This window comes from Micromonospora sp. NPDC049044, assembly GCF_040649215.1.
Lineage (GTDB): Bacteria > Actinomycetota > Actinomycetes > Mycobacteriales > Micromonosporaceae > Micromonospora.
Window position 1 is genome coordinate 1 of the sequence record NZ_JBEZFA010000015.1, and the last position, 22,530, is coordinate 22,530.

At 71.7% G+C, this 22,530-nt stretch carries 23 protein-coding genes; 12 read left to right on the forward strand and 11 right to left on the reverse strand.

Annotation, left to right across the window (positions count from 1 at the left end; all coding sequences use genetic code 11):
- Positions 1–695 precede the first annotated feature (695 nt).
- Complete coding sequence (locus AB0B85_RS14815) at positions 696–1,037, forward strand: hypothetical protein (protein WP_091400038.1); 342 nt, start codon at positions 696–698, stop codon at positions 1,035–1,037.
- Positions 1,034–1,693, forward strand: a complete 660-nt coding sequence (locus tag AB0B85_RS14820; protein ID WP_357407369.1) for a nucleotidyl transferase AbiEii/AbiGii toxin family protein — start codon at positions 1,034–1,036, stop codon at positions 1,691–1,693. Before AB0B85_RS14815 ends, AB0B85_RS14820 begins: the two co-directional genes overlap by 4 nt.
- Positions 1,694–1,808: 115 nt before the next feature.
- Here AB0B85_RS14820 and AB0B85_RS14825 read toward each other — a convergent pair whose 3' ends face one another.
- Positions 1,809–2,711 carry an SDR family oxidoreductase gene (locus AB0B85_RS14825; protein WP_357407371.1) on the reverse strand — a complete coding sequence of 301 codons (903 nt, stop codon included), beginning with the start codon at positions 2,709–2,711 and terminating at the stop codon, positions 1,809–1,811.
- A gap of 184 nt (positions 2,712–2,895) precedes the next feature.
- Between AB0B85_RS14825 and AB0B85_RS14830 the strand changes: the two genes are divergently transcribed.
- On the forward strand, positions 2,896–4,686 hold the full coding sequence (locus AB0B85_RS14830; protein ID WP_357407373.1) for a 5'-nucleotidase C-terminal domain-containing protein: 1,791 nt from the start codon (positions 2,896–2,898) through the stop codon (positions 4,684–4,686).
- Positions 4,687–4,740: 54 nt separating this feature from the next.
- On the opposite strand, the gene AB0B85_RS14835 is transcribed toward AB0B85_RS14830, so the two are convergent.
- Together AB0B85_RS14835 and AB0B85_RS14840 are read right to left on the reverse strand one after the other, a co-directional pair.
- Positions 4,741–4,914 (reverse strand): hypothetical protein, encoded by a 174-nt coding sequence (locus AB0B85_RS14835; RefSeq protein WP_357407375.1) that lies wholly within the window; start codon positions 4,912–4,914, stop codon positions 4,741–4,743.
- An 82-nt stretch (positions 4,915–4,996) separates the two neighbouring features.
- Positions 4,997–6,157, reverse strand: coding sequence for a geranylgeranyl reductase family protein (locus AB0B85_RS14840; RefSeq protein WP_357407377.1), 1,161 nt, complete (start codon positions 6,155–6,157; stop codon positions 4,997–4,999).
- Positions 6,158–6,316: 159 nt separating this feature from the next.
- On the opposite strand from AB0B85_RS14840, the gene AB0B85_RS14845 reads away from it, so the two are divergent.
- Both AB0B85_RS14845 and AB0B85_RS14850 read left to right on the forward strand, forming a co-directional pair.
- The gene (locus tag AB0B85_RS14845; RefSeq protein WP_357407379.1) at positions 6,317–6,553 is read left to right on the forward strand and encodes a hypothetical protein; all 237 of its coding nucleotides are present in this window, start codon (positions 6,317–6,319) and stop codon (positions 6,551–6,553) included.
- Between the two features lie 85 nt (positions 6,554–6,638).
- Positions 6,639–8,078 (forward strand): MFS transporter, encoded by a 1,440-nt coding sequence (locus tag AB0B85_RS14850; protein ID WP_357407381.1) that lies wholly within the window; start codon positions 6,639–6,641, stop codon positions 8,076–8,078.
- 76 nt (positions 8,079–8,154) lie between these two features.
- Here the strand turns inward: AB0B85_RS14850 and AB0B85_RS14855 are convergent, their stop codons facing one another.
- Positions 8,155–8,715, reverse strand: a complete 561-nt coding sequence (locus AB0B85_RS14855; protein ID WP_357407383.1) for a hypothetical protein — start codon at positions 8,713–8,715, stop codon at positions 8,155–8,157.
- A 411-nt stretch (positions 8,716–9,126) separates the two neighbouring features.
- Positions 9,127–9,438, reverse strand: coding sequence for a MazG-like family protein (locus tag AB0B85_RS14860; protein WP_357407385.1), 312 nt, complete (start codon positions 9,436–9,438; stop codon positions 9,127–9,129).
- Between the two features lie 193 nt (positions 9,439–9,631).
- Here AB0B85_RS14860 and AB0B85_RS14865 point away from each other — a divergent pair, with 193 nt between their 5' ends.
- Positions 9,632–10,999: a hypothetical protein gene (locus AB0B85_RS14865; RefSeq protein ID WP_357407387.1), complete on the forward strand. Its 1,368-nt coding sequence runs from the start codon at positions 9,632–9,634 to the stop codon at positions 10,997–10,999.
- A 67-nt stretch (positions 11,000–11,066) separates the two neighbouring features.
- On the opposite strand, the gene AB0B85_RS14870 is transcribed toward AB0B85_RS14865, so the two are convergent.
- Together AB0B85_RS14870 and AB0B85_RS14875 are read right to left on the reverse strand one after the other, a co-directional pair.
- Complete coding sequence (locus AB0B85_RS14870; RefSeq protein ID WP_357407390.1) at positions 11,067–11,786, reverse strand: hypothetical protein; 720 nt, start codon at positions 11,784–11,786, stop codon at positions 11,067–11,069.
- Positions 11,787–11,944: 158 nt separating this feature from the next.
- Positions 11,945–13,114 (reverse strand): DUF3626 domain-containing protein, encoded by a 1,170-nt coding sequence (locus AB0B85_RS14875; RefSeq protein ID WP_357407392.1) that lies wholly within the window; start codon positions 13,112–13,114, stop codon positions 11,945–11,947.
- Positions 13,115–13,278: 164 nt separating this feature from the next.
- On the opposite strand from AB0B85_RS14875, the gene tsaA reads away from it, so the two are divergent.
- Positions 13,279–13,707: a tRNA (N6-threonylcarbamoyladenosine(37)-N6)-methyltransferase TrmO gene (gene tsaA / locus AB0B85_RS14880; protein WP_357407394.1), complete on the forward strand. Its 429-nt coding sequence runs from the start codon at positions 13,279–13,281 to the stop codon at positions 13,705–13,707.
- 36 nt (positions 13,708–13,743) lie between these two features.
- On the opposite strand, the gene AB0B85_RS14885 is transcribed toward tsaA, so the two are convergent.
- Positions 13,744–14,373, reverse strand: coding sequence for an MBL fold metallo-hydrolase (locus AB0B85_RS14885; RefSeq protein ID WP_357407396.1), 630 nt, complete (start codon positions 14,371–14,373; stop codon positions 13,744–13,746).
- Positions 14,373–15,458, reverse strand: a complete 1,086-nt coding sequence (locus AB0B85_RS14890; RefSeq protein WP_357407398.1) for an S-(hydroxymethyl)mycothiol dehydrogenase — start codon at positions 15,456–15,458, stop codon at positions 14,373–14,375. Before AB0B85_RS14890 ends, AB0B85_RS14885 begins: the two co-directional genes overlap by 1 nt.
- Positions 15,459–15,640: 182 nt before the next feature.
- On the opposite strand from AB0B85_RS14890, the gene AB0B85_RS14895 reads away from it, so the two are divergent.
- The 4 genes from AB0B85_RS14895 (at position 15,641) to AB0B85_RS14910 (ending at position 20,451) form a co-directional block, all read left to right on the forward strand.
- Positions 15,641–16,060: a hypothetical protein gene (locus tag AB0B85_RS14895; protein ID WP_357407400.1), complete on the forward strand. Its 420-nt coding sequence runs from the start codon at positions 15,641–15,643 to the stop codon at positions 16,058–16,060.
- A 20-nt stretch (positions 16,061–16,080) separates the two neighbouring features.
- Entirely contained in the window at positions 16,081–17,268 is a 1,188-nt protein-coding gene (locus AB0B85_RS14900) for a low temperature requirement protein A (protein WP_357407403.1), read from the forward strand.
- A gap of 78 nt (positions 17,269–17,346) precedes the next feature.
- Positions 17,347–18,798, forward strand: coding sequence for a cryptochrome/photolyase family protein (locus AB0B85_RS14905; protein WP_357407405.1), 1,452 nt, complete (start codon positions 17,347–17,349; stop codon positions 18,796–18,798).
- 135 nt (positions 18,799–18,933) lie between these two features.
- Positions 18,934–20,451, forward strand: coding sequence for a hypothetical protein (locus tag AB0B85_RS14910; protein ID WP_357407406.1), 1,518 nt, complete (start codon positions 18,934–18,936; stop codon positions 20,449–20,451).
- Between the two features lie 88 nt (positions 20,452–20,539).
- Here the strand turns inward: AB0B85_RS14910 and AB0B85_RS14915 are convergent, their stop codons facing one another.
- The gene (locus tag AB0B85_RS14915; RefSeq protein ID WP_357407408.1) at positions 20,540–20,998 is read right to left on the reverse strand and encodes a hypothetical protein; all 459 of its coding nucleotides are present in this window, start codon (positions 20,996–20,998) and stop codon (positions 20,540–20,542) included.
- Positions 20,998–21,477 (reverse strand): hypothetical protein, encoded by a 480-nt coding sequence (locus AB0B85_RS14920; RefSeq protein ID WP_357407410.1) that lies wholly within the window; start codon positions 21,475–21,477, stop codon positions 20,998–21,000. Before AB0B85_RS14920 ends, AB0B85_RS14915 begins: the two co-directional genes overlap by 1 nt.
- A 44-nt stretch (positions 21,478–21,521) precedes the next feature.
- Between AB0B85_RS14920 and AB0B85_RS14925 the strand changes: the two genes are divergently transcribed.
- Entirely contained in the window at positions 21,522–22,499 is a 978-nt protein-coding gene (locus AB0B85_RS14925) for a WYL domain-containing protein (protein WP_357407412.1), read from the forward strand.
- Positions 22,500–22,530 lie beyond the last annotated feature (31 nt).

Sequence of the window (22,530 nt, forward strand, 5' to 3'; positions counted from 1 at the left end):
CGTGGTCATGGGGAAAGCTCCTTCGGGGGTAAGGACACCCGCCTGAGGGCAACGGATGTGAGCACCTCGTCCGGCGCTACAAAAAACGGGGGAAAGTCTTCGGGGGGTGACGCCTATGGTTACTCGGCGTCTTCCGGCGGCCTGCGAGCGGAGGGCTCGGCGCCGGGGTGCGGCGACCGCCGAGCACGGGGCTCGTGGCGCCGGGTCCCTGTGTAACGACCCCGGGGGCCGGGGTCATTCCGCCGGCGGCCCATCCATCGGCACCGCCGCGGCGTGGTCGTTCGTGGGGACTGCAACGACCGGGCCCCGGCCCGCATTCCAGCCCCGGGGGGCGGGACGGTACGGCGGTGGTGCTGCGATCGTCAGGGGATGTAACGACCCCGGCCCGGCCACGATTCCGGGCCACGGGTGCACCGGGTCACAACCCACAGCGCCCATCAGCGGACAGACCGCCCACATGGCGCCCGACCTGCGGCGTCAACCCGCCCCGCACCGGGATGATCGACTCGGGTTTCCGGAGGTCGGGGCATCTGGGACGCCCCGATACCGCGACCTCAGGGAACCCGAGTCGGTCAGGTGCGGACTCGGGCAAAACGGACGAACGTCGGGGGGCGACGACCAGGCCGCCGCGTGGTGCGCAGCGCGTTGGGATCGACCTGAGCGACACCGGCTCGGGCGGGCGTTACCCTGACACCATGCAGGCCGTCTCCCCCACCGCGACCGGCGTGGCTTTTCTGGCCCGCCCGGGTCGCCCCGCTGTGGTGGCGCGGACGCTCGCCGAGCTGGCCGGCCCTACCCGAGGTGTGGTGGAGCTACCGGTACGGCTGATGTGGAACGCCGAGCGCACCTTCGACCTCGGCGACCCTGATCAACTGCTCTGGATGTACGAGAACGTGCTCCGCGAGACCACCCGGGCCGACGATCTGCGGGCGCTGATCAACGGGCGGACACTGCGTCGGGTGTGGCGGCTGCTCAACCTGCCCCGGGGCGTACGCCAGGCGTGGGAGAGCCGGCACCGCGGCCTGCGCGCGGCGTGATCGCACCCCACCTGCACGACTTCTACCGGGAGGTGGCCCGGGTGGCGCTTGCCGCCGCCGGGCCGTACCGGTTCGTGCTGGGTGGTGGGGTGGCCTGGGCGGCACACGGGCTGGTCGCCCGACCGACTGAGGACGTCGACCTCTTCGCGGACGTGGAGGGTGCCGCGGCGGCGGCGTCCGCAGGGGTGCGCGGGGCGCTGGAGCGGGCCGGGTTCACCGTCACCGACGCCGACCCGGACAGCGAGCTCGCCGATCTGTTCGACGGGTACGGCCAGGACATGAAGGACTTCGTGGTGAGCCGCGACGGACGGGAGATCCGGCTCAGCCTGGCCCGGTTGGACCGCCAGCAGAGCCCGGTCGTGATGGACCTCGGCCCGGTGATGGACGTGCGCGACCTGGTAGCCAACAAGATCGCGGCGTTGGTCAACCGGCGGGAGGTCCGCGACTTCATCGACGTGGCCGCGGCCCTCGACCACTACGACGTGACCGAACTGTTGGTGCTGGCACGGCAGGTCGACCCCGCGCTCGACCCCGACGACGTGCGCGCCGCCGGCCGTTACCTGGACCGGCTCTCCGACAGGCGCTTCGGCCGGTACGGTCTGGGCGCCGCCGACGTCGCCGCGATCCGGCAACGCTTCGCCGCCTGGCCCCGCTGACCACAGGCCCGCGCGACAGGCACCGTGAGCCGCGCGAGTACGGGCCGCGCCTACCACTGACCCGGAACAGGCGGCGCCGGGTGGGCAGCACGGCGGGCGCCCACCCGGCGACTGCTCACTTGGTCGGTCGACCGCCGGTGACCCCCAGGATCTCGCCCGTCACGTAGCTGGACTCCTGCGAGGCGAAGAAGACGTACGCCGGAGCCAGCTCCGCCGGCTGGCCGGGCCGGCCCTCCGGGGTGTCGGTGCCGAACTGCTTCACCTTCTCCTGGGGCATGGTGGCCGGGATCAGTGGCGTCCACACCGGGCCGGGGGCCACCGCGTTGACCCGGATGCCCTGCTCGGCGAGGTCGGCGGCAAGAGCCTTGGTGAAGTTGGCGATCCCCGCCTTGGTGGTGGCGTAGTCAAGCAACTGCGGCGACGGGTCGAACGCCTGGATCGACGCCGTGTTGATGATCGCCGCCCCCTCGGCCAGGTGCGGGATGGCGGCCTTGCAGAGCCAGAACATCGCGTACAGGTTGGTCTTGAGCACCCGGTCGAACTGCTCGGTGCTGATCCCGAGGATCCCCTTGTCCTGCGACATCTGGTACGCCGCGTTGTTCACCAGGATGTCGATGCCACCCAGGTCGCGGACCGCCCGATCGACCAACTCCTGGCAGTGCGCCTCGTCGGTGATGTCGCCACGGACGGCTATGCCGCGCCGGCCGGCGTCCTCGACCAGCCGGATGGTCTCCCGGGCGTCGGCGTCCTCCTCCTCACTCAGGTAGGAGATGAGCACGTCGGCGCCCTCCCGCGCGTAGGCGATGGCGATGGCCCGGCCGATCCCCGAGTCACCACCGGTGATCAGCGCCCGCTTGCCGGTCAGCCTGCCGCTGCCCCGGTACGACTCCTCGCCGTGGTCCGGCTTCGGCGTCATCTGACCGGTCGAGCCGGGCGCTGACTGCTGCTGGGCGGGCTGACCGGACTGCTGGCCGTACTGGCTGGTCGGGTCCTGCTGGGTGTGCTGGTCCTCGCTCACTGAGACTCCTCGCTGCGCGCGGGAAGCGGGCCGCTCCCGCGAATGCCGTCCCTGACCGCCCTACCCCGCACCGGCCTGCGGAAACCGCTGCTCTGCTCGGGGCTGGCGTGGCGGGAGTGACAGCTGCTGGTTATGGTGCGCAAGGCGCTCACGAGGCGCGTCCATCCCCATGGAAAGGCACGTCATGACCTCTCCCTCCGGCCCGTCGCGCCGCCAGGTGCTCGTCGCCGCCGCAGCGGCGGCGACCGCCCCGCTGATCGCCGCCGCGCCCGCGCAGGCGGCCGGCAAGGCACGCCCGCGCACCTGGGACCTCACCCTCCTGGGCACGTCGGACACCCACGGCAACGTCTACAACTGGGACTACTACCGCGACGCCGAGTACGACGACAGCAAGCAGAACGACATCGGCGTGGCGAAGCTGGCCACCCTGATCAACCAGATCCGTCGGGAACGGCGCGGGAAGGCGACGCTGGTGCTCGACGCCGGCGACACGATCCAGGGCACGCCGCTGGCCACGTACTACGCCAAGCAGGAGCCGATCACCGCCACCGGGGAGAAGCACCCGATGGCGCGGGCGATGAACGTCATCGACTACGACGCGGTGACGCTCGGCAACCACGAGTTCAACTACGGTCTGCCGCTGCTGGACCTGTGGATCCGCCAGCTCGGCTTCCCGGCGCTCGCCGCGAACGCGATAAACGCCAAGACCGGCAAGCCGGCCTTCCTGCCGTACGTCATCAAGAAGGTCTCCCTCGGTCTCGGCGCGCCGACCCTGCGGGTCGGCATCCTGGGGCTCACCAACCCCGGCGTGGCCATCTGGGACAAGGGCAACGTCGAGGGCAAGCTGCGCTTCGACGACATGGTCGCGACCGCCGCGAAGTGGGTGCCGATCATGCGGGCCCGCGGCGCGGACCTGGTGCTGATCTCCGCGCACGGCGGTGACAGCGGCACCTCCAGCTACGGCCCGGAGCTGCCGAACGAGAACCCGGTGGCGCTGCTCGCCCAGCAGGTGCCGGGGATCGACGCGATCCTCTTCGGTCACGCGCACAACGAGGTGGCCGAGCGGTTCGTCACCAACGAGCAGACCGGGACGCAGGTGCTGCTCTCCGAGCCGTCGAAGTGGGGCCAGCGGCTCACCCGGATGGACTTCACCCTCACCCGGGAGCGTGGCCGCTGGGCGATCACCAAGAAGGCCGCCAGCATGCTGAACACCAACACTGTGGTCGAGGACCCGAAGGTGCTCGCCGCGGTGCGGGCCCAGCACCAGAAGACCATCGCGTACGTGAACCAGGTGGTGGCCCAGGCCACCGTCGAGATGTCCACTGTCGAGTCCCGGTACAAGGACACTCCCATCCTGGACTTCATCAACCACGTCCAGGCCGAGACCGTCACGAAGGCGCTGGCCGGCACGCAGTACGCCGACCTGCCGGTGCTGTCGCAGGCCTCGCCGTTCAGCCGTACCGCGGTCTTCCCCGCCGGGGACGTCAAGATCCGTGACGTGGCCGGGTTGTACGTGTTCGACAACACCCTCGAAGCGGTGGTGCTCAGCGGCGCCGAGGTGCGCGCGTACCTGGAGTACTCGGCGAAGTACTTCCGGGCCCTCGCCCCGGGAGCCCCGGTCGACCCGGAGCAGATCAGCGACCCGTCGGTGCCGGACTACAACTACGACGCGCTCTCCGGCCTGGACTACGACATCGACATCGCCAAGCCGGTGGGCCAGCGGATCACCCGGCTGGTGCTGCCCGGCACCGACACCCCCGTCGCGGACGACGCGCAGTTCGTGGTGGCGGTGAACAACTACCGGCGCAGCGGTGGCGGCAACTTCCCCGGCATCGTGAAGACCCAGGTCTACAACGCGCAGCAGGAGATCCGTCAGCTGCTCATCGACTGGGCGCAGGCCAAGGGGACGATCGACCCGGCCGACTTCTTCCAGCCCAACTGGCGACTGGTACGCGAGGGCGTGCCGGTCTTCTGATCGCCGAAAGCGGGCGGGCCGTGGGTGCTGACACCCGCGGCCCGCCCGCGCGTCTCAGCCCTGCACGTTCCAGCGGACCGGGTCTTCGGCCTTTTCCGGCCGGTCCCGCCCCGGATCGGTCTCGGTCAGCTCGACCCGATCCTCCGGGCGGACCGCAGGCGGCAACTCCCCGAAGCGCGCGTGCCGCAGGAACGCGTACTCGTCGTCGGTGAACGGCTGCTCGGTCATCGGCACCTCCTGGTACTCCCCCGTCATTGTCTGGCGCGAGAGGTGCTGTGTGCCAGAGGGACGTCACACCGCGTAGAGCATCCTAGGATCCTGGGTGAGCAGTGGTGGGCTGTTGACGCCGATCGGGTAGCCGGTCGAGCACCGCGAGGGCCGCCCGGATCGGCCGCCGTCGCAGCATCTCGGCGAAGCTCGCCCGGCCCTGACAGAACTGGACGAACATCCGCCAACCCAGCGGGGTCGCCAACAGCGCGTGGAACACCTCCGGACGCCGGGTGAACACGTCGAGCAGCCGGAACCCCGCCCGCATCTCCGGCACCAGGCGCTCGGCGACCGCCCGTTCGTACCCGGCCAGCTCTCCACTGGCGACCGCCGCACCGGCCAGCTCACCCGAGCGCAACGCGAAGCTGATGCCCTCCCGGCTCCACGGCTCCAACAGCCCCGCCGCGTCCCCCACGACAAGTACCCGGCCGTTACGCAACGGCGAATCCTCCGCGCGGCACCGGGTCAGGTGCCCGGAGTCGTGCTCCGCCGGCAACCCGGTAAGCCCCAGCCGGTCGACGAACTGCCGCAGGTACTGCCGGGTGCCCTCCCCCGCGCCCCTTGCGGCGATCACCCCGACGGTCAATCTGTCGTTTTTGGGAAAGACCCAGGCGTACGAGCCCGGCATCGCGCCCCAGTCCAGCAGCAGCCGCCCCCGCCACCGCTCCTGCTCCGCCGGCGGTACCGCGATCTCCAACTCCAGACCCAGGTCCACCTGCCGGTACCGCACCCCCACCTGCCGGGCGGTCACCCCCGACGAGCCATCCGCCCCGATCACCGTCCGGGCCGCGATCGTCGTACCGTCGGCCAGCCGCAGGCGTACCCCCTCGGGGTCCTGCTCGATCGCGCGGACCGCGACCCGCTCGCGCAGCTGCGCGCCGGCGGCGACCGCCGCCGCGCGCAACCGGTCGTCGAACTCCTCGCGGCGCACCATCGTCACCACGGCGCTGTCGTTGCGGCGGGTGAACTCCCGACGGCCGTCCCGGGTGAACGTGACCCGGTCCACCCGGTCCTGCGCGGGCACCTCGATGCGACTGTGCACTGCCGCCAGCGAGGTGCCGATCAGGCCACCACCGCAGGTCTTGTACCGCGGGTGCGCGGCCCGCTCGACAACCAGGGTGGAGACACCCGCGCGGGCAGCGGCGTAGGCCGCCGACAACCCGGCGGGGCCGGCGCCGACGACAACGAGATCCCAAACGATCACGAAAGCAGCCTAGGGGATGGCCACGGCCCCGCCGAGCCGCGCAACGCGCACCGTCGCGGTGCCTGCGCACCGCCCGATCGGGTGCGCATCTTCGGTCGGCCAGGGGGTAACCGGCGCACGGCCGCCGCCGGACGACGGCGGACGAACGAAGGAGGAACCATGCAGCAGGTGCAACTGTCGGAGGCCGAGCAACGGGTGTACCAGGCGGTAACCACTCTCGAGGCGCGTGGACAGGTCCCGTATCCGGATCTGATCGCCCAGGAGTCCGGGCTCACCGAGGAGCAGGTGGGCACCCCACTGCACCTGCTCACCGAGAAGGGTCTGCTGCACCGCGAGGACTCGCCGATGGCGGGTCTCGACTTCGGCCCCCGGTTCTGCGCCCGTCAGATGGCGTGACCCGCGGCACGCGCCGGGACGCTTCGCCCCCCGGTGACCGGGGTAGGGGTCAGCGATGGGCGATCACCTGTCCACGGGGGGCACCATGAGTGCGGCGCAACCGCCGCAGCCGGTGGACGCCGCCGCGAACCGGAGACGCTGGCAGGCCGTCGGCGTCGGGCTGGTCGCCGCGTTCATGACGTTGCTCGACGTCAGCATCGTCAACGTCGCGGTGCCGTCCATCGACCGGGCGCTGCACGCCTCGTCGAGTGACCTCCAGTGGATCCTCTCCGGGTACGCGCTCACCTTCGGCCTGGCGCTGGTGCCCGCGGGTCGCTTCGGTGACGCCCGTGGCCGCCGCAACGCGTTCGTCTTCGGCATCGCACTGTTCACACTGACCAGTGCGCTTGCCGGCCTCGCCACCTCGCCGACCTGGTTGGTGATCGCCCGCCTGCTCCAGGGCGCCGCCGCCGGCGTCGTCAACCCGCAGGTCATCGGCCTGATCCAGCAGCTCTTCCGAGGACCCGAACGGGCCCGCCCGTTCGGGTTGCTCGGCGCCACGATCGGTATCTCCACAGCGGTCGGGCCGCTGCTCGGCGGGCTGCTCATCGCCGTCGGCGGCGAGGAGCACGGGTGGCGGTGGGTCTTCTTCGTCAACGTGCCGGTGGGTGTGCTCGCGGTGATCCTCGGCTGGCGTCTGCTGCCCGGCCGCCCCGCCGGTCAACCCGGTTGGCGACAGCTCGACCCCTTCGGTGTCCTGCTGCTCGGCGTCGGCGTGGTCCTCGTGCTGCTTCCGCTCGTGCAGGAGCAGCAGTGGCGGACCCCCTGGAAGTGGGCGCTCATTCCGGCCGGGCTCGCGGTGCTCGTCGCCTTCGGGCTCTGGGAGCGGCGATACGCCCGCCACCACCAACCGCTGTTCGACCTTCGCCTGTTCAACCTCCAGTCGTACACCCTGGGGTCGCTCATCGCGCTCGTCTACTTCGGCGGCTTCACCGCGATCTTCTTCATCTTCACGCTGTTCCTCCAGATGGGGCTCGGCTACAGCGCGCTCGTCGCGGGCCTGGCCATCACCCCGTTCGCCCTGGGTTCGGCCGCCGCCGCCGTGCTCGGTGGCCGCATCGTCAACCGCGTCGGTCGGCCACTTGTCGCCATCGGTCTGCTCACCGTCGTGGTCGGGTTGGTCGCGACTGTTGTCGCGTTGCACCTGGCCCCGCACGCCCCGGCCCCCTGGGTGACGGCCGGCCCGTTGCTCGTCGCCGGCATCGGCAGCGGGCTGGTGATCGCACCCAACCAGACGATCACCCTCGGCGACGTCCCGGTGGCGCTGTCGGGCAGTGGCGCGGGCATGCTCCAGACCGGTCAGCGGATCGGGGCGGCCGCCGGCATCGCCGCCGTCGGTTCGATGTTCTTCTCGTCGCTGGCGGCCAGCCACGGCAACTGGACCACGTCCTTCGAACGGTCGCTCCTGCTGGCCACCGGCATCATCGCGCTCGCGCTGGTCTGCGCACTTGTCGACATCCTCCGCACGCGCCAGCACAAGACCTGACCACACCAGGGGTACGCCGCTGGCCGGCACCCCGTGTTGTGGGGTGCCGGCCAGCGGTCGGGTTGTGCGGTGGGGGTCAGCTGTTCCAGTGCTGGCCGACCAGGTCGGTGGCCTGCTGCTCCCACTGGGCGTACGCGTCCGGGTACGCCGAGACCTGCACGGTCTGCGCGGCGTCGGTCAGCGGCATGTCCTGCCACCGGTCAACCTGCTTCAGACCCTTGAGGAACGCGGTCGTCGAGTACTCGGGGTCGGTGATCTGCTCCGGCGTACCCCAACCCGAACTCGGGCGCTGCTGGAACAGGCCCAACGAGTCGTGGTCGTTCCTGTCACCCAGGTGACCGAGGTTCTCCAGCTTCGACTCCTGCAGGCTCGTCGCGATCGAGATCACCGCGGCCCGCTCCGGCAGACCCGCCTTCTTCGTCGCGGCGATGATCGCCTTGACGTTCGCGGTCTGCTCACCGTTGAGGGAGATGTGGGACTGGTCGCCCTGCGGCTTCGGCGCGCTGGTCTGCACCGCCACAGCGGCGGGCTTGGCGTCGACCGGGTTCGCGTGGGCGGCGATCGGACCGGCGAACACACCACCGGCGAACGCCAGACCAGCAACAGACAACACGCTCTTACGGAAGATCGTGGTCATGGGGAAAGCTCCTTCGGGGGTAAGGACACCCGCCTGAGGGCAACGGATGTGAGCACCTCGTCCGGCGCTGCAAAAAAGGGGGAAAGTCATCGGGGTCGGCGGCCCGCGAGCGGGGGGCTCGCGGCGCCAGGTCCCTGTGTAACGACCGGGGGGCCGGGGTCATTCCGGGGGCGGCCCATCCATCGGCACCGCCGCGGCGTGGTCGTTCGTGGGGACTGTAACGACCGGGCCTCGGCCCGCATTCCAGCCCCGGGGGCGGGGCGGTGGTGCTGCGATCGTCAGGGTGTGTAACGACCCCGGCCCGGCCACGATTCCGGGCCACGGGTGCGACAGGTCACCGGCCAAACGCCTCGAACCCGACAAACGGCCCCGGCCGGCCGGGGCGGCGACGCCGCAGGGCCGCCCCGCCTCTCACCCGGTCAGCCGGGAGCGGACCTTCGCCGCGCAGGCGTCCAGGACGGTCTGGGCATCCAACCCGAGGCTCTCGATGGCCACCAACGCCGTGAAGGCGACATCCGCCAACTCCGCCGCGACGTCCGCCCGGGTGTGGGTGACACCTTTGCGAGGATTCTGCCCGAGCAGACCGATCCAAGCCGCCGACGCCTCCCCCGCCTCCTCGGTCAGCTTCAGGATGCGGCAGGTCAGTTCGGTCTGCCCGGTCCCATTCGCCGTGTCCAACCAGTTACGCGACGCCCGGGCCGCCTCCCAGATCAACTCGTCCACGCCGACAAGTCAACCCGACCGACCCGGTCGCGCTGGCAACCGGGTACGCCCACCCGGAGTCGGTTGACCGGCCGGTCAGCGCAGCCATTGACACCCGTCGACGGCGGCCCTAGGTTCAGGGCGCTACCGGCCGGTAGGCAACCGTCCCGCCTGGTCGCCCCCGGGGGCGACATCCGTCCGATGGGGAGCATCGATGCTGTCCGCACCCGTTCGTACCCTCCGCCGGCTGCTCGCCGCCAGCGTGACGCTTACCCTGGCGGTCGGGCTGGCCGGTGCCGCGCCGGCCGGCGCCACCGGTCGCGACCCGAGCGGCGGCCAACCGCTGCCCGGGTACACCATCGAGAACCCGCCGTTGGCCCCACTGGTCGTGGGCGGCCGGCAGACGACGGTACGGCAGGGCGTGTACCGCCACGCCGGCTACATCATGGAGGTCCCCGCCCGGTGGAACGGGGACCTGGTGCTGTGGGCGCACGGCTACCGGGGCCAGGGCACGGTCCTCACACCGGAGCAACCGGCCTTCGGGCTGCGCGAACGTCTCCTGACACAGGGGTACGCCTGGGCATCGTCGTCGTACGACCGCAACGGCTTCGACATCCGCTCCGGGGTGCTGAGCACCAAGGACCTCGCCGACCACTTCGGGCGGACCGTCCGCCGGCCGCACCACACCTACCTGGCCGGGGTGTCGATGGGCGGGTACGTCATCGGTCGCTCGCTCGAGCAGTACCCCGGCTACTACGACGGGACGCTGCCGATGTGCGGGGTGCTCGGTGACCAGACGCTGCTCGACTTCTACCTGGACTACAACCTGGTCGCGCAGGCGCTCGCCGAGGTGCCGGCCTATCCCACCCCGGCCGACTACCTGACAAACGCCGTACCCCGCATCCAGGTGGCGCTCGGCCTGGCGGGGCTGACCCCCACCGGACCGGACACCACCACCGAGCGGGGCCGGCAACTGCGGGCGATCACCGTGAACCGCTCGGGCGGGCCCCGTCCGGGTGCCGACGCCGCGTTCGCGGTGTGGAAGGACTTCCTCTTCTCGATCACTGTGACAAGTGGTGGCGACTCCCCCGCCGAACGGCCCGGACAGCTTTCCACGAACCTGCTGACCCGCTACACCCCGAACAGCCCGGTCGACGTCAACGCCACGGTACGGCGGGTCGCCCCGGAGAACGTCGTACAGCGGCTGCTGCCGACGTTGACCGAGGTGCCGCGGATCGCCGGTCGGCCCACCGCCCCGGTGCTCAGCCTGCACGGCCTCGGTGACCTGTTCGTTCCGTTCAGCATGGAGCAGGCGTACGCCACCGACGTGGCGCGCAACGGTCGCGGCAGGCTGGTGGTCCAGCGGGCCATCCGGGCCACGCAGCACTGCGAGTTCACCCCGGCCGAGGCCGGTGCCGGCTGGGACGACCTGATGTCCTGGGTACGCACCGGCAGGCGCCCGGCCGGCGACACCGTGACGGACCCGGCAGTGGTGGCGCGGCCCGACTACGGCTGCCGGTTCAGTGACCGCGACGCGTACGCCGCCGGGGTCGGCACCCGCCGGCTCTACCCGGCCTGCTGATCCGGGCGACGAACGCGAACCGGCCGGCCCCCGTGGAACGGGAGCCGGCCGGCTGGCTGTGCGGATGTCACCACAACTGCTGGACGATGTCCGCCGCCTGCTCCTCCCACTGCGCGTACGCGTAGGGGAAGGCGGAGACCTGGACGGTCTGCGCGGCGGCGGTCAGCGGCAGGTCCTGCCAGCCGCCAACGTTGCGCAGCGCGGTGAAGAACGCCGTGGCGGCGTACTCCGGGTCGGTGATCTGGTCGGGCGTGCCCCAACCGGACGACGGGCGCTGCTGGAACAGCCCCTGCGAGTCGTGGTCGTTGTACACGCCGAGGTGGCCGAGGTTGTAGAGCTTCGACTCCTGCAGCGAGGTGGCGACGCCGATCACCGCACCCCGGTCACCGACGCCGGTCTTCTTGGCGGCGTCGACGATCGCCCGCGCGTTCGCCAGCTGCGCGTCATCGAGCGGGATACGCGACTGCGCGCCTTCGATGCCGTGCGGGATCAGCTGGTCGCGGCTGGGCTTGCCGGCCGGCGGCTTGCCGGTGGCGGAGCCGGTGGTCAGCCCCGACTCGATCGGCTGGTCCTGCTGACGCGCCGGGCTGGCGGTCTTGGCCTTGCCGGTGGCCAGGTCGATGGCGGCCACGGCACCCTGGTGGGGGCCGGAGGTGACCGGGGCGGCCGCCGCTGTCGGCGCGAGTGCCAGACCGCCGAGGGCGGCCACACCCACAACGCTCAGCGCGGTCTTGCGGTACGAGTCCTTCGCGATGGCGGGGAGCCATCGAGTGAAGGCGACCTTCACGATGGTTGCCCTCTCGATCGTGCGGAGCGCTCCGGGGTGAACGCTCCTCGGGAGATGACCGCGGGAAGGGGTTTCGACTCCGGCGGTATGGGGGACACAACCGGGTTCACCTGTCGGGCATTCCGGAATGCCCGTACGCCGGCCAGCTGCGGTCCCGGTCACCTCCGAAAATCGGACACCGGGCGCGGTATTGGCGACAGTGGCACAGACCGGTGCGGCGTGCCGTGGCGGACCAGCACGTGCCAGAGCTGCTTGAGGTGCTGGAGGGTGTCCGCGATCGGGCCGCGGTCCGCCCACCGCTGCGGCTCGATCACCACCGACGCGGCCGCCCGGCCGACAAGCGCCGCGTCCACCGGATCACCAGCCTGGGCGAACTCCCGGTGCACGCGGGCTGCCAGCACCGGGATCGCCGGGCCCCGGAACTCCGCGTCGACTTGATCGACGGCCAGCACGAAGCCGGGGTGCCAGCGCACCGGGAAACCGTGGCGCTCGGCGATCGACACAAGCGTGGCACCGGTCGGGGTGCCGGCGAAGGACGGGTCCAGCACCAACTCCTCGACGTCGTGCGCGAGGTCGAGCGAGCCGTGGACCTGGGCCTCCACATAGTCGTCGAGCGCCCGACCGACCGGGCCCGGGGTGGTCGGCGGGTGCCCCAACGCTCGCACCAGCGTGGCCACGTCCGTCCCGGCACGCCCCAGGCAGTCACCGGTGGCGGCGGCCTGGGCCAGCAGCCCGGCGAGCACCGCCTCGAACGCGTCGGCCGTGCCCACCACCTCCGGGCTCAGGTGGCTGTCACCGAGACAGAAGGTCGCCCGGCTCAGCACCGCCTGCCGCAGCCGAAGGTGACAGGAGCCGAAGCGGGGGCAGGCGCCGTCGGCGTAGCCGAGCAGGTTCAGGCCGCCGTACACCGGCCGCTGCGCCGGCGTCACCCCGGGCCGCTGGTACGCGCCGTCGAACATCCGGTGTTCCCACCGGTCCCGGTCACCACCGGGGTACGCGGTGAGCCCACCGTTGGAGATCCCGGTGACGAACTGGCTGCGGTACACCCCGTCCTCGGCGAGGGCGTCGGCGACGCTCCGACCGTCGGCACCCAGCCGGTCGGGGTGGAAGTTGACGGTGAGCCGCCCGGTCCGGATGGCCGCCAACAGGCGTTCCGGGGGCTGGCCGATGTCGGCGGCGGCGAGGTGCCGGGCAATCGCGACAAGCGCGCCAGCACGCTCGGCCATCGCCAGCGACCGCACGTGGGCGACGGCGGCGGCCTGCGTCGAAGTGAGCGTGGCGACGCGCCGGCCGCCCCGCTCAGAGGTCCCCGTCGAGTCCTTCGCCATCGTCGTGCGTCCCGGTGCGCGGCCCCTGGGGAATGGTGAGGTGCGGGTCGTCCGGGTGGGAGTTGGGCGACTGCCAGGGCGTGCGGGCAGGCGGATCGGCGGCCATGTGCGGGATCCTAGCGCCACGACCGGACTAGGCTGGGACCGTCCAGAGGGGAGCGACGGTGGCCGAAGTGACGAGCGGTGACGCGTACCTGCTGCGCCCGGTCGGGCGGGTCGCCTCGCCGCTTACCGACGCGGCGAGCGCGCCGCGGCAGGGCGACGAGGGTGCGCCGCCGGCGTGGTTGATCTTCGACGCGTCTGTCGAGCGGGCCCTGCGCGACCTGCGGGTCGGCGCGGAGCTGCTGGTGCTTACCTGGCTGGACCGCGCCCGTCGGGACGTGCTGGCGGTGCACCCGCGCGGCGACGGGAGCCGGCCGGAGACCGGGGTGTTCACCACCCGCTCCCCGCACCGACCCAACCCGATCGGGCTGCACCGGGTGCGGGTGCTGACGGTGGCCGGCCTGCGGGTCCAGGTGGCTGACCTGGAGGCCCTGGACGGGACCCCGGTCCTGGATGTCAAGCCGGTGCTGGGCGCGGTCGACGACCGCTGAGCCGTCGACCGCGCGCCAGCCGGCCGTCGTGCAGGCTCAGTGGCCGCGAGCGAGCCACTCCGGCAGGTGGGGTGCCTCCGCGCCGATTGTGGTGTCGTCGCCGTGGCCGGTGTGCACGACAGTCTCCGCCGGCAGGGTGAGCAGCCGGGTCCGGATCGAGGCGACGATGGTGTCGAAGTCGCTGTACGAGCGGCCGGTCGCGCCCGGGCCGCCGGCGAAGAGCGTGTCGCCGGTGAACACCACACCCAGGTCGGGGGCGTGGAAGCTGCACGCGCCGGGGCTGTGCCCGGGGGTGTGCAGCACCCGCAGCGTGGTGCCGGCCACCTCGATGCCCTGCCCGTCGTGCAGTTCGCCGTGCGGCGGTAGCTGCGGGTGGACCAGATCCCAGAGGACCCGGTCGGCGGCGTGCAGCAGCACCGGCGCACCGCTGGCCTCGGCCAGCTCCGGCGCCACCCGGACGTGGTCGTCGTGGGCGTGGGTGGCCAGGATGGCCCGGACCCGGCGGTCGCCCACCAGGGCGAGGATCGTGGCGACGTCATGCGGCGCGTCCAGGACGACACACTCGCTGTCGTCGCCGATCACCCAGACGTTGTTGTCCACGTCGAACGTCTGCCCGTCCAGGCTGAACGTGCCGGAAGTGACCGCGTGGTCGACGCGGGCGGTCATCAGAACACCACCACCGAGCGGAGCACGTCGCCGTGGTGCATCCGGTCGAAGGCGGTCTCGACCTGGTCGAGCGTGATCTCCTCGGTGACGAACGCGTCCAGGTCGAGGCGGCCCTGCAGGTACAGCTCGGTGAGCATCGGGAAGTCCCGGCTGGGCAGGCAGTCGCCGTACCAGCTGGACTTCAGCGCACCACCGCGTCCGAAGACGTCGAGCAGCGGCAGCTCGATCCGCATCTGCGGGGTCGGTACGCCGACCAGCACCACGGTGCCGGCCAGGTCCCGGGCGTAGAACGCCTGCTTCCAGGTCTCCGGCCGGCCCACCGCGTCGATCACCACGTCGGCGCCGAAGCCACCGGTGGCGGCCCGGATCGCCTCGACCGGGTCGGTCTCGGACGCGTTCACCGTGTGCGTGGCGCCGAACCTGCGGGCCCAGTCCAGCTTGCGGCTGTCGGTGTCCACCGCGACGATCGTGGTGGCGCCGGCGAGGGCCGCACCGGCGACCGCCGCGTCCCCGACTCCCCCGCAGCCGATCACCGCGACCGAGTCACCGCGGCTGACGTTGCCGGTGTTCATCGCGGCGCCCAGGCCGGCCATCACCCCGCAGCCGAGCAGGCCCACGGCGGCCGGCCGGGCGGCCGGATCCACCTTCGTGCACTGCCCCGCGTGCACAAGGGTCTTCTCGGCGAACGCGCCGATGCCCAGCGCCGGGGCCAGCTCGGTGCCGTCGGTCAGGGTCATCCGCTGCGTGGCGTTGTGGGTGTTGAAGCAGTACCACGGGCGGCCCCGGCGGCACGCGCGGCAGACGCCGCAGACCGCACGCCAGTTGAGCACCACGAAATCACCAGGGGCGACGTCGGTGACACCGTCGCCGACCTGCTCCACGATGCCGGCCGCCTCGTGGCCGAGCAGGAACGGATAGTCGTCGTTGATGCCGCCCTCGCGGTAGTGCAGGTCGGTGTGGCAGACGCCGCAGGACTGGATCCGGACGATCGCCTCACCGGGACCGGGATCGGGCACCACGATGGTGGTGACCTCGACCGGCGCGCCCTTGCTGCGGGAGATGACTCCCCGGACTTCCTGGCTCACTTCGCCTCCTGGTGGTGTGCGGCAGGGCCGGACGCCGGGTGGGCAGGTGCGCCACGGGCTCGGCGGCGGGCCCCCGGCGAACCTACCGCGACCACCACCACCAGCCCAGCCGGCCGAACGGGTTATCGCGGGCGGTGCGGGGTACGCGGGCCGCATTCGACAACGGCACACGAGGAGTGATCATGAAGCTCGCGCACCTGCCGCTCCGGCTCAGCATCGGCGCGTACTTTCTGAACTCGGGTCTGGGCAAGCGCAACCTGGAGGGTGCCGCCGCGGAGGGCATGCACGGGATGGCGGTCGCCGCCATGCCGCAACTCGGCCAGTTGGACCCGACCCGGTTCGCGAAACTGCTGTCGTACTCGGAGATCGCGCTGGGGGCCGCGCTGCTCGCGCCGGTCGTCCCGGCCCCCCTGGTCGGGTTGGGTCTTACCGCGTTCGGCGTGGGCCTGGTGCAGCTGTACCTGAAGACGCCGGGGATGCGGGAGCCCGGTAGCGTTCGCCCGACCCAGCAGGGCTCCGGGCTCGCCAAGGACGTCTGGCTGGTCGGTGCCGGCCTGACGCTGGTGTTGGAGGGGTTGACCCACGGCCGCCGCCGCCGGTGAACCACACCTGAGGAGCGGCGGTGACCCATTCCCGTTCGGTGCGGCCGTTCTACCGGCCGATGCGGCCGCGTCGACGCGACGAGCCGCACCGCGCCGCCACCCCGCTGGAACTCTTCTTCGACCTGTGTTTCGTGGTGGCCGTCGCGCAGGCGGCCGGCAGCCTGCACCACGATGTCGCCGAGGGCCACCTCGGCCACGCCGCGACCAGCTACGCCATGGTGTTCTTCGCAATCTGGTGGTCGTGGGTGAACTTCACCTGGTTCGCCTCGGCGTACGACACCGACGACGACGTCTACCGGATCACCACCCTGGTGCAGATCTCCGGGGCGCTGATCCTGGCCGCCGGAGTGCCGCGCGCCTTCGCCGACGGTGACTTCGCCGTCATCACCTACGGGTACGTGGTGATGCGGCTGGCCGCCGTCGTGCACTGGACCCGGGCCGCCGCCGGCGACCCCCGGCACCGCCCGGCGGCCCGCCGTTACGCAATCGGGGTGACAGTGGTGCAGCTCGGCTGGCTGCTGCGGCTGGCACTACCCGCCGACTGGGGCATCGCGACGTTCGTGCTGCTGGCGCTGGCCGACGTGCTGGTGCCGGCGGTGGCCGAACGCCCCGGCATGACCCCCTGGCACCCTCGGCACATCGCCGAACGGTACGGGCTGTTCACCCTGATCGTGCTCGGTGAGACAGTCCTGGCCATCTCACTCGCGATCCAGACCGGGCTCGACGCCGGGGAGCACGACCTCTGGTCGCTCGCGGCGGCCGGCGCACTCATCGTGTTCGCGCTCTGGTGGCTCTACTTCGATCGGCCCAGCGAGGCGCCCGACCGGCTGCCCTACTCGCTGGTCTGGGGCTACGGCCACTACCTGATCTTCGCCGCGATCGCCGCGATCGGCGCCGGACTGGGGGTGTCGGTGGACGTCGAGCGGCACCTCGCGCACGTCTCGGCACGCACCGCCGGGTACGCGGTGGCCATCCCGATCACCGTCTTCCTGCTCACGGTCTGGGTGCTGCACGTACGCCAGCAGCAGCACGGCGCGGTGGTCGTCGCCTTCCCCGTCGTCGCGCTGCTGGCGCTGCTCGCGCCGCTCGGCCCGGCCCCGGTGTCCGTGCTCGCGGCGCTGCTTGTCGCCCTCGTGACGCTCACCGTGCTGCTGCGTCGCCGCGACGTCGGGCCGAGCGCCGCGGTCGCCGGTGCCGGCCCGTCCTGACCCGCCCGCCGCCAGCCCCGGGCCCGACTCCCGGTGCGGCGCCGGGCACCCGAGCCGGCGGGTAGGCAGAATTGCGGAATGCCTCCCCGCCGATGGTTGCTCGCCGATCAGCTCGGGCCGCACTTCCTCGACGGCCCCGACCAGCCGGTGTTGCTTGTGGAGATCCGGGACCTGTTCCGCCGCCGGCCCCTGCACCGGCAGAAGGCGCATCTGATCCTGTCCGCGCTGCGCCACCGTGCCGCCGAGCTGGGTGACCGGGCGCTGCTGCTGCGCACCGACACGTTCCGGCAGGCGTTGACGCAGGTCGGTGCACCACTTGAGGTGTGCCATCCGCACTCCTGGGCGGCGCTGCGCTTCGCCAGGTCGGTGCCGGGGCTTACCGTGCTGCCACCGCGCGGCTTCGTCACCAGCCACACCGACTTCGTCGCCTGGGCGGACCGCCCCCGACGCGGCCCGCTGCGGATGACCGATTTCTACCGGCACGCCCGCCGCCGCCACGAGGTGCTGACCGCCGCGACCGGGCCGGCACGCCGACCGCGGAGCGAGCAGCGGGGGGAACCTGTCGCCCCACCGCCACCCCCGCCGATCGTCGAGGACGACATCGACGCGCAGGTCCGCCGCGACCTGGACCGGTGGGCCGCCGACGGGGTGCGGTTCGTCGGCCGCGACGGTCCCCGGCGGCACCCGGCCACCCACACCGAGGCGCAGGCCCGACTCGCGCACTTCCTGACCCACCGGCTACCCGGGTACGGCCGCTACACCGGCGTGATGAGCGGCGCGGACCCGCTGCTCGCGCACTCGGCCCTCTCGTCCTCGTTCAACCTGGGGTTGCTGCACCCGGAGCCGGTGGTACGCGCCGCCGAGCAGGCGTGGCGGGCCGGCGCGGCACCGCGGACGGCGGTGGAGCCGTTCATCCGGGGGCTACTCGGCTGGCGGGAGTTCCTCTGGCAGCTGTACTGGTACTTCGAGCCGCAGTACCGGGGAGCGAACTGGCTGGCCGCGACCGAGCCGCTGCCGCGGTGGTTCGCCGAGCTGGACGCCGACGCGGTGGAGGCCCGCTGCCTGGCCGACGTTCTCACGGCCGTCCGCGATCGGGCGTGGACGCACCACACGCCCCGGCTGCTGGTGCTGGCGAACTACGCCCTGCAACGCGGCTGGCGCCCCACCGAGGTGGCGGACTGGTTCCAGCGCTGCTTCGTCGACGGCACCGAGTGGGTGATGAACGCGACGGTGATCGGCATGAGCCAGTACGCCGACCTGGCCCGGGTGGACACCCGCCCGTACGCGGTGGACGGCACCGACATCGACGAGATCAGCGACTACTGCACCGGCTGCCGCTACCTCCCGCACCGCGCGCTCGGCGACCTGGCCTGCCCGTACACCGGGGGTTTCGAGAGTTTCCTGCACCGCAACCGGGCCCGGCTGACCACCGATGCCCGGCTCGCCGCCGAGCTGAGCCGCCGCGACGAGCCGGAACACCGCGAGGCGGTGCTGGCCCAGGAGGAGAAGCGGGGCAGCACACCACCGTGACCGCGGCGATTGACCCCGGTCGTGGTGTACGCAATGATTCCCGTAAACGTCAGCTGATAGCCAGCGCTTGCGCATCTGCTGGTGATGCGAGACGGCGATCGGGCGTCAGCGTCTCACGGGGGAGTTCTCTGCCAAATGACCATGTCCAGAATCAGGTCCGCCACCACCCCGGAGTCCCAGGCGCGGGTAGCCGGGGCCGACGAACCGCACAATCCGCGACTGGCCGTCAGTCGTCGTCGCCTGCTCGCCGGCGGGTCCATAGTGGCCGCCTCGCTTGTGGGCCAGGGCCTCGTCGGCAACTCCGCACTGGGGGCGACCCGCACCGAGCTGTCGGTCGGGAAGGTCGACATCACTCCGGCGGCCGGCGCCTACCTGGCCGGTTACGGCGTGGACGTGCCCCGCAGGTCGACCGGGACCGCCGCCGCACTGTTCGCCAGGTGCACGATCCTCTGGTCCGCGGGCGTGCCGCACGTCATCGTCAGCGTCGATGTGCTCGGCTTCGCGCGCGCCCTGCACAGGTCGATCCGCAGTCAGGTGCGCGGCCTCGGCCTGGCGTCGGAGAACTTCGCGCTGACGGCGACCCACACCCACAACGGTCCCGTCCTCATCGACAAACTGGACCCGTTCATCGCGTACGGGATGGACTCGGCCCAACAGGCCCAGGTGCGTGCCGACAGCGACCGGTTGGCCGCGCGAATCGTGCGACTGGTCCGTGCCACGCTCGACGGCCCACGAACGGCGTGCAGCCTCGACTACCAGGTCACCAGCCAGCACTTCTCCTACAACCGGGAAGGGCTGTCGTACGTCGAGTCGGACGTGCCCGTGCTGACCGCCCGCACGCCGGGCGGTCAGCCCCTGGCCGTGCTGTTCAGCTACGGCTGCCACCCGGTGACAGCCGGATCCCAGACCCTGTTCGACCCGGACTACCCGGGGGACGCTGTCGCGCGGGTCGAGCGGGCGACCGGCGCCTTCGCCCAGTTCCTCCTCGGGCCGGCCGGCGACCAGAACCCCGACGGCGCGCGGGGCTGGGCCCAGCGGAGCCTGCGGGGCGCCGACCTCGCGCAGGCCGTCACGACAGCGATGCTGCGCCCGGGTCGGCCGGTCGCCGGCCCGACGACGGCCCACTACCGGGAGGTGACCCTGCCGCTCGAGGTGACACCAACCGCTGACAACCTCCGGCAGGTGCTCGCCGCCTACACGGTGCGGTCGAACAACGCCGGCCTGCCGGGTTACTACCGGCGGCACGCGCAACAGATGATCTCGCAGATCGAGGCCGGCACTGTCGCCACGTCGATCCCGGTGCCCATCCAGTCCTGGCGGTTCTCCGGCAGCCCCGACCTCCGGCTGCTGCTGGCCGGCGGCGAGATCGTGTCCGGATACGCCGTCTACTTCCGCGCGAGATACGGCACGTCGAGCCAGCTGCTGTTCGCCGGCTACGCGAACGAGGTGCCCGCGTACCTCCCGAGTGACGAACTGCTCCGGCGGGCGTCGACGTACGCCGGCGGGTCCGACAGCGACTTCCCGGGCATCGCCGGTGGCTCGATGACCGTCTACGGCTGGATGGGCCACCTCAGAGGGAAGCCGACAGCCGAATCTCCCGACGGAGCAGAGCAACTTCTCATCAGCGCGATCGACGCGGCGCTGACGGCGTAACGGCCACCGTGGGCGGTATGCCGCAGAGGCATACCGCCCGCACGGAGGTGGCCGGCGGTCACCGGCCGAGCCAGGGGGAACTACTCGTCTAGTCGGACGCCTTGGCGAAGGTCATGATCCAGTTGGTCTCCCAGGTCTGCTCGCCGTCGACGGAGAACGCCTGCTCCCAACGGGCGGTGGTGGCGCTGATGTCCGACCAGATGAACCGACACCGCACCGGACGCCCCTCGTGGTCGTCGTCGGCGTAGAAGTGGCCCACCCCGTCGACGAAGCGACCCACCATCGGCGGCTGCCCGAGCACCCCGTCGACACTGCTCATCCAGTAGATCGACCACTCCTGCCGGGCCGGGTCGAAGATCCGGACGGTGGCACCCGCGGAACCCTTGGTCGGGAAGGTGATCTCGTCGAAGTGGCCGCCGCCGCCGAAGAAGCCGTGCGCGACCGACACCCCGGGAAACTCCTCCCACTCGTCGGACCCGACAAGTCGCTCGCGCAGCCGCCGGTTCACCACGTTCCAGGTGCCGGTGAAGAAGTCGAAGTCGCCCATCAGGCGCCCACCGTCCCGTCCGCTCGCATGTCGTTGAGATAGCCGGTCAGGTCGGGAGCCTCCGGCGTCAGCATGTGCCGGATCCAGGAGGTCCGCTCGTGCTCCAGCACCGCCAACTCCCACACGCAGCCGACCTCGCGCCGACCCAGCTCGACGAAGTGGGTCGGGTCGTCGTCCGGGCAGTCCAGCGCCGGCTGCCCGGCAACCGCGATGTGCACCTGCAGCGCGTTGTCCCACACCCAGGTGAACGCCAGCAGGTATGCACCGCTGTCCGTGCCCCGGTGCAGCACCACCCACCCGGCGGGCGGGGTGCCGTCACTCACCGCGCGGGCCAGCAACGCCGGCAGCATGTCATAGGCGGCCTTCTCCACCTCCGGCTCGATCGGCCGCTCCGGCTGGTCGATGTGGTAGCGCTTGAGCTGCCAACCGTCCACCAGGACCGGCGCCAGCGTTCGTAGATCCTTGTCGCGAAATGCCATGCCGGGACGGTAGAACCGCTCCCCTGACAACTAGTGTCAGTGAAGTGCGGGCCTCTCGACTTCTCTCGCTGCTCCTGTTGCTCCAGCAGCACGGCCGCCTGACCGCCGCGCAGCTCGCCGAACGGCTGGCCGTCTCCCCCCGCACGATCTACCGGGACGTGGAGTCGCTGCACGCCGCCGGTATCCCGCTGTACGGCGAGGCCGGGCACGCCGGCGGCTACCAGCTGGTCGACGGCTGGCGGACCCGGCTGACCGGGCTCACCAGCGAGGAGGCCGACAGGCTGTTCCTGGCCGGGCTGCCCGGCCCGGCCGACGAGCTGGGCTACGGCGACGTGGTGGCCACAGTGCGGCTCAAGCTGCACGCCGCGCTCCCCGCTCCCCTACGCGACCGGGCCACCCAGCTCCAGCAACGCTTCCACCTGGACCCCGCCGGCTGGTACGCCGACGGCGACGCCTCCCCCGAGCTGGCCCGCACGGCCGAGGCGGTCTGGCGGCAGCACCGCATCGAGGTGCGCTACCGCGGGTGGAACGGCGAGGTGACCCGGGTGCTGGAGCCGTACGGTCTGGTGCTCAAGGGCGGGCGCTGGTACGTGGTGGCCAACCAGCCCGGCCGCAGCGCTCCGGCGACCTACCGGGTCAATCAGATCCTGGCGTTGACGCCGCTGTCGCAGGAGTTCGCCAGGCCTGCCGACTTCGACCTGCCGGCCTGGTGGCGGGCGCACGTGGTGGGGTTCCGGGCCCGCCTGCACCGCGACGAGGCCACCGTCCGGCTGTCCCCCACCGGTCGACAACGGCTACGCGAGATCGGCAGCGATCCCGTGGTGACCGCGGTGGACGCCAGCGCCCAACCGCCGGACGAGCACGGCTGGGTGACAGCTGTGCTGCCGATCGAGTCGCTCACCCACGCCCACGGCGACCTGCTGCGCCTGGGCGCCGACGTCGAGGTGCTGACCCCGCTCGCGCTGCGCGAACGCATCGCCGCCACCGCCGCCGGCCTCGCCGCGCTCTACCGGCGCGACTGAACGACCCACCGCTCACGGCCAGCGCAGACGG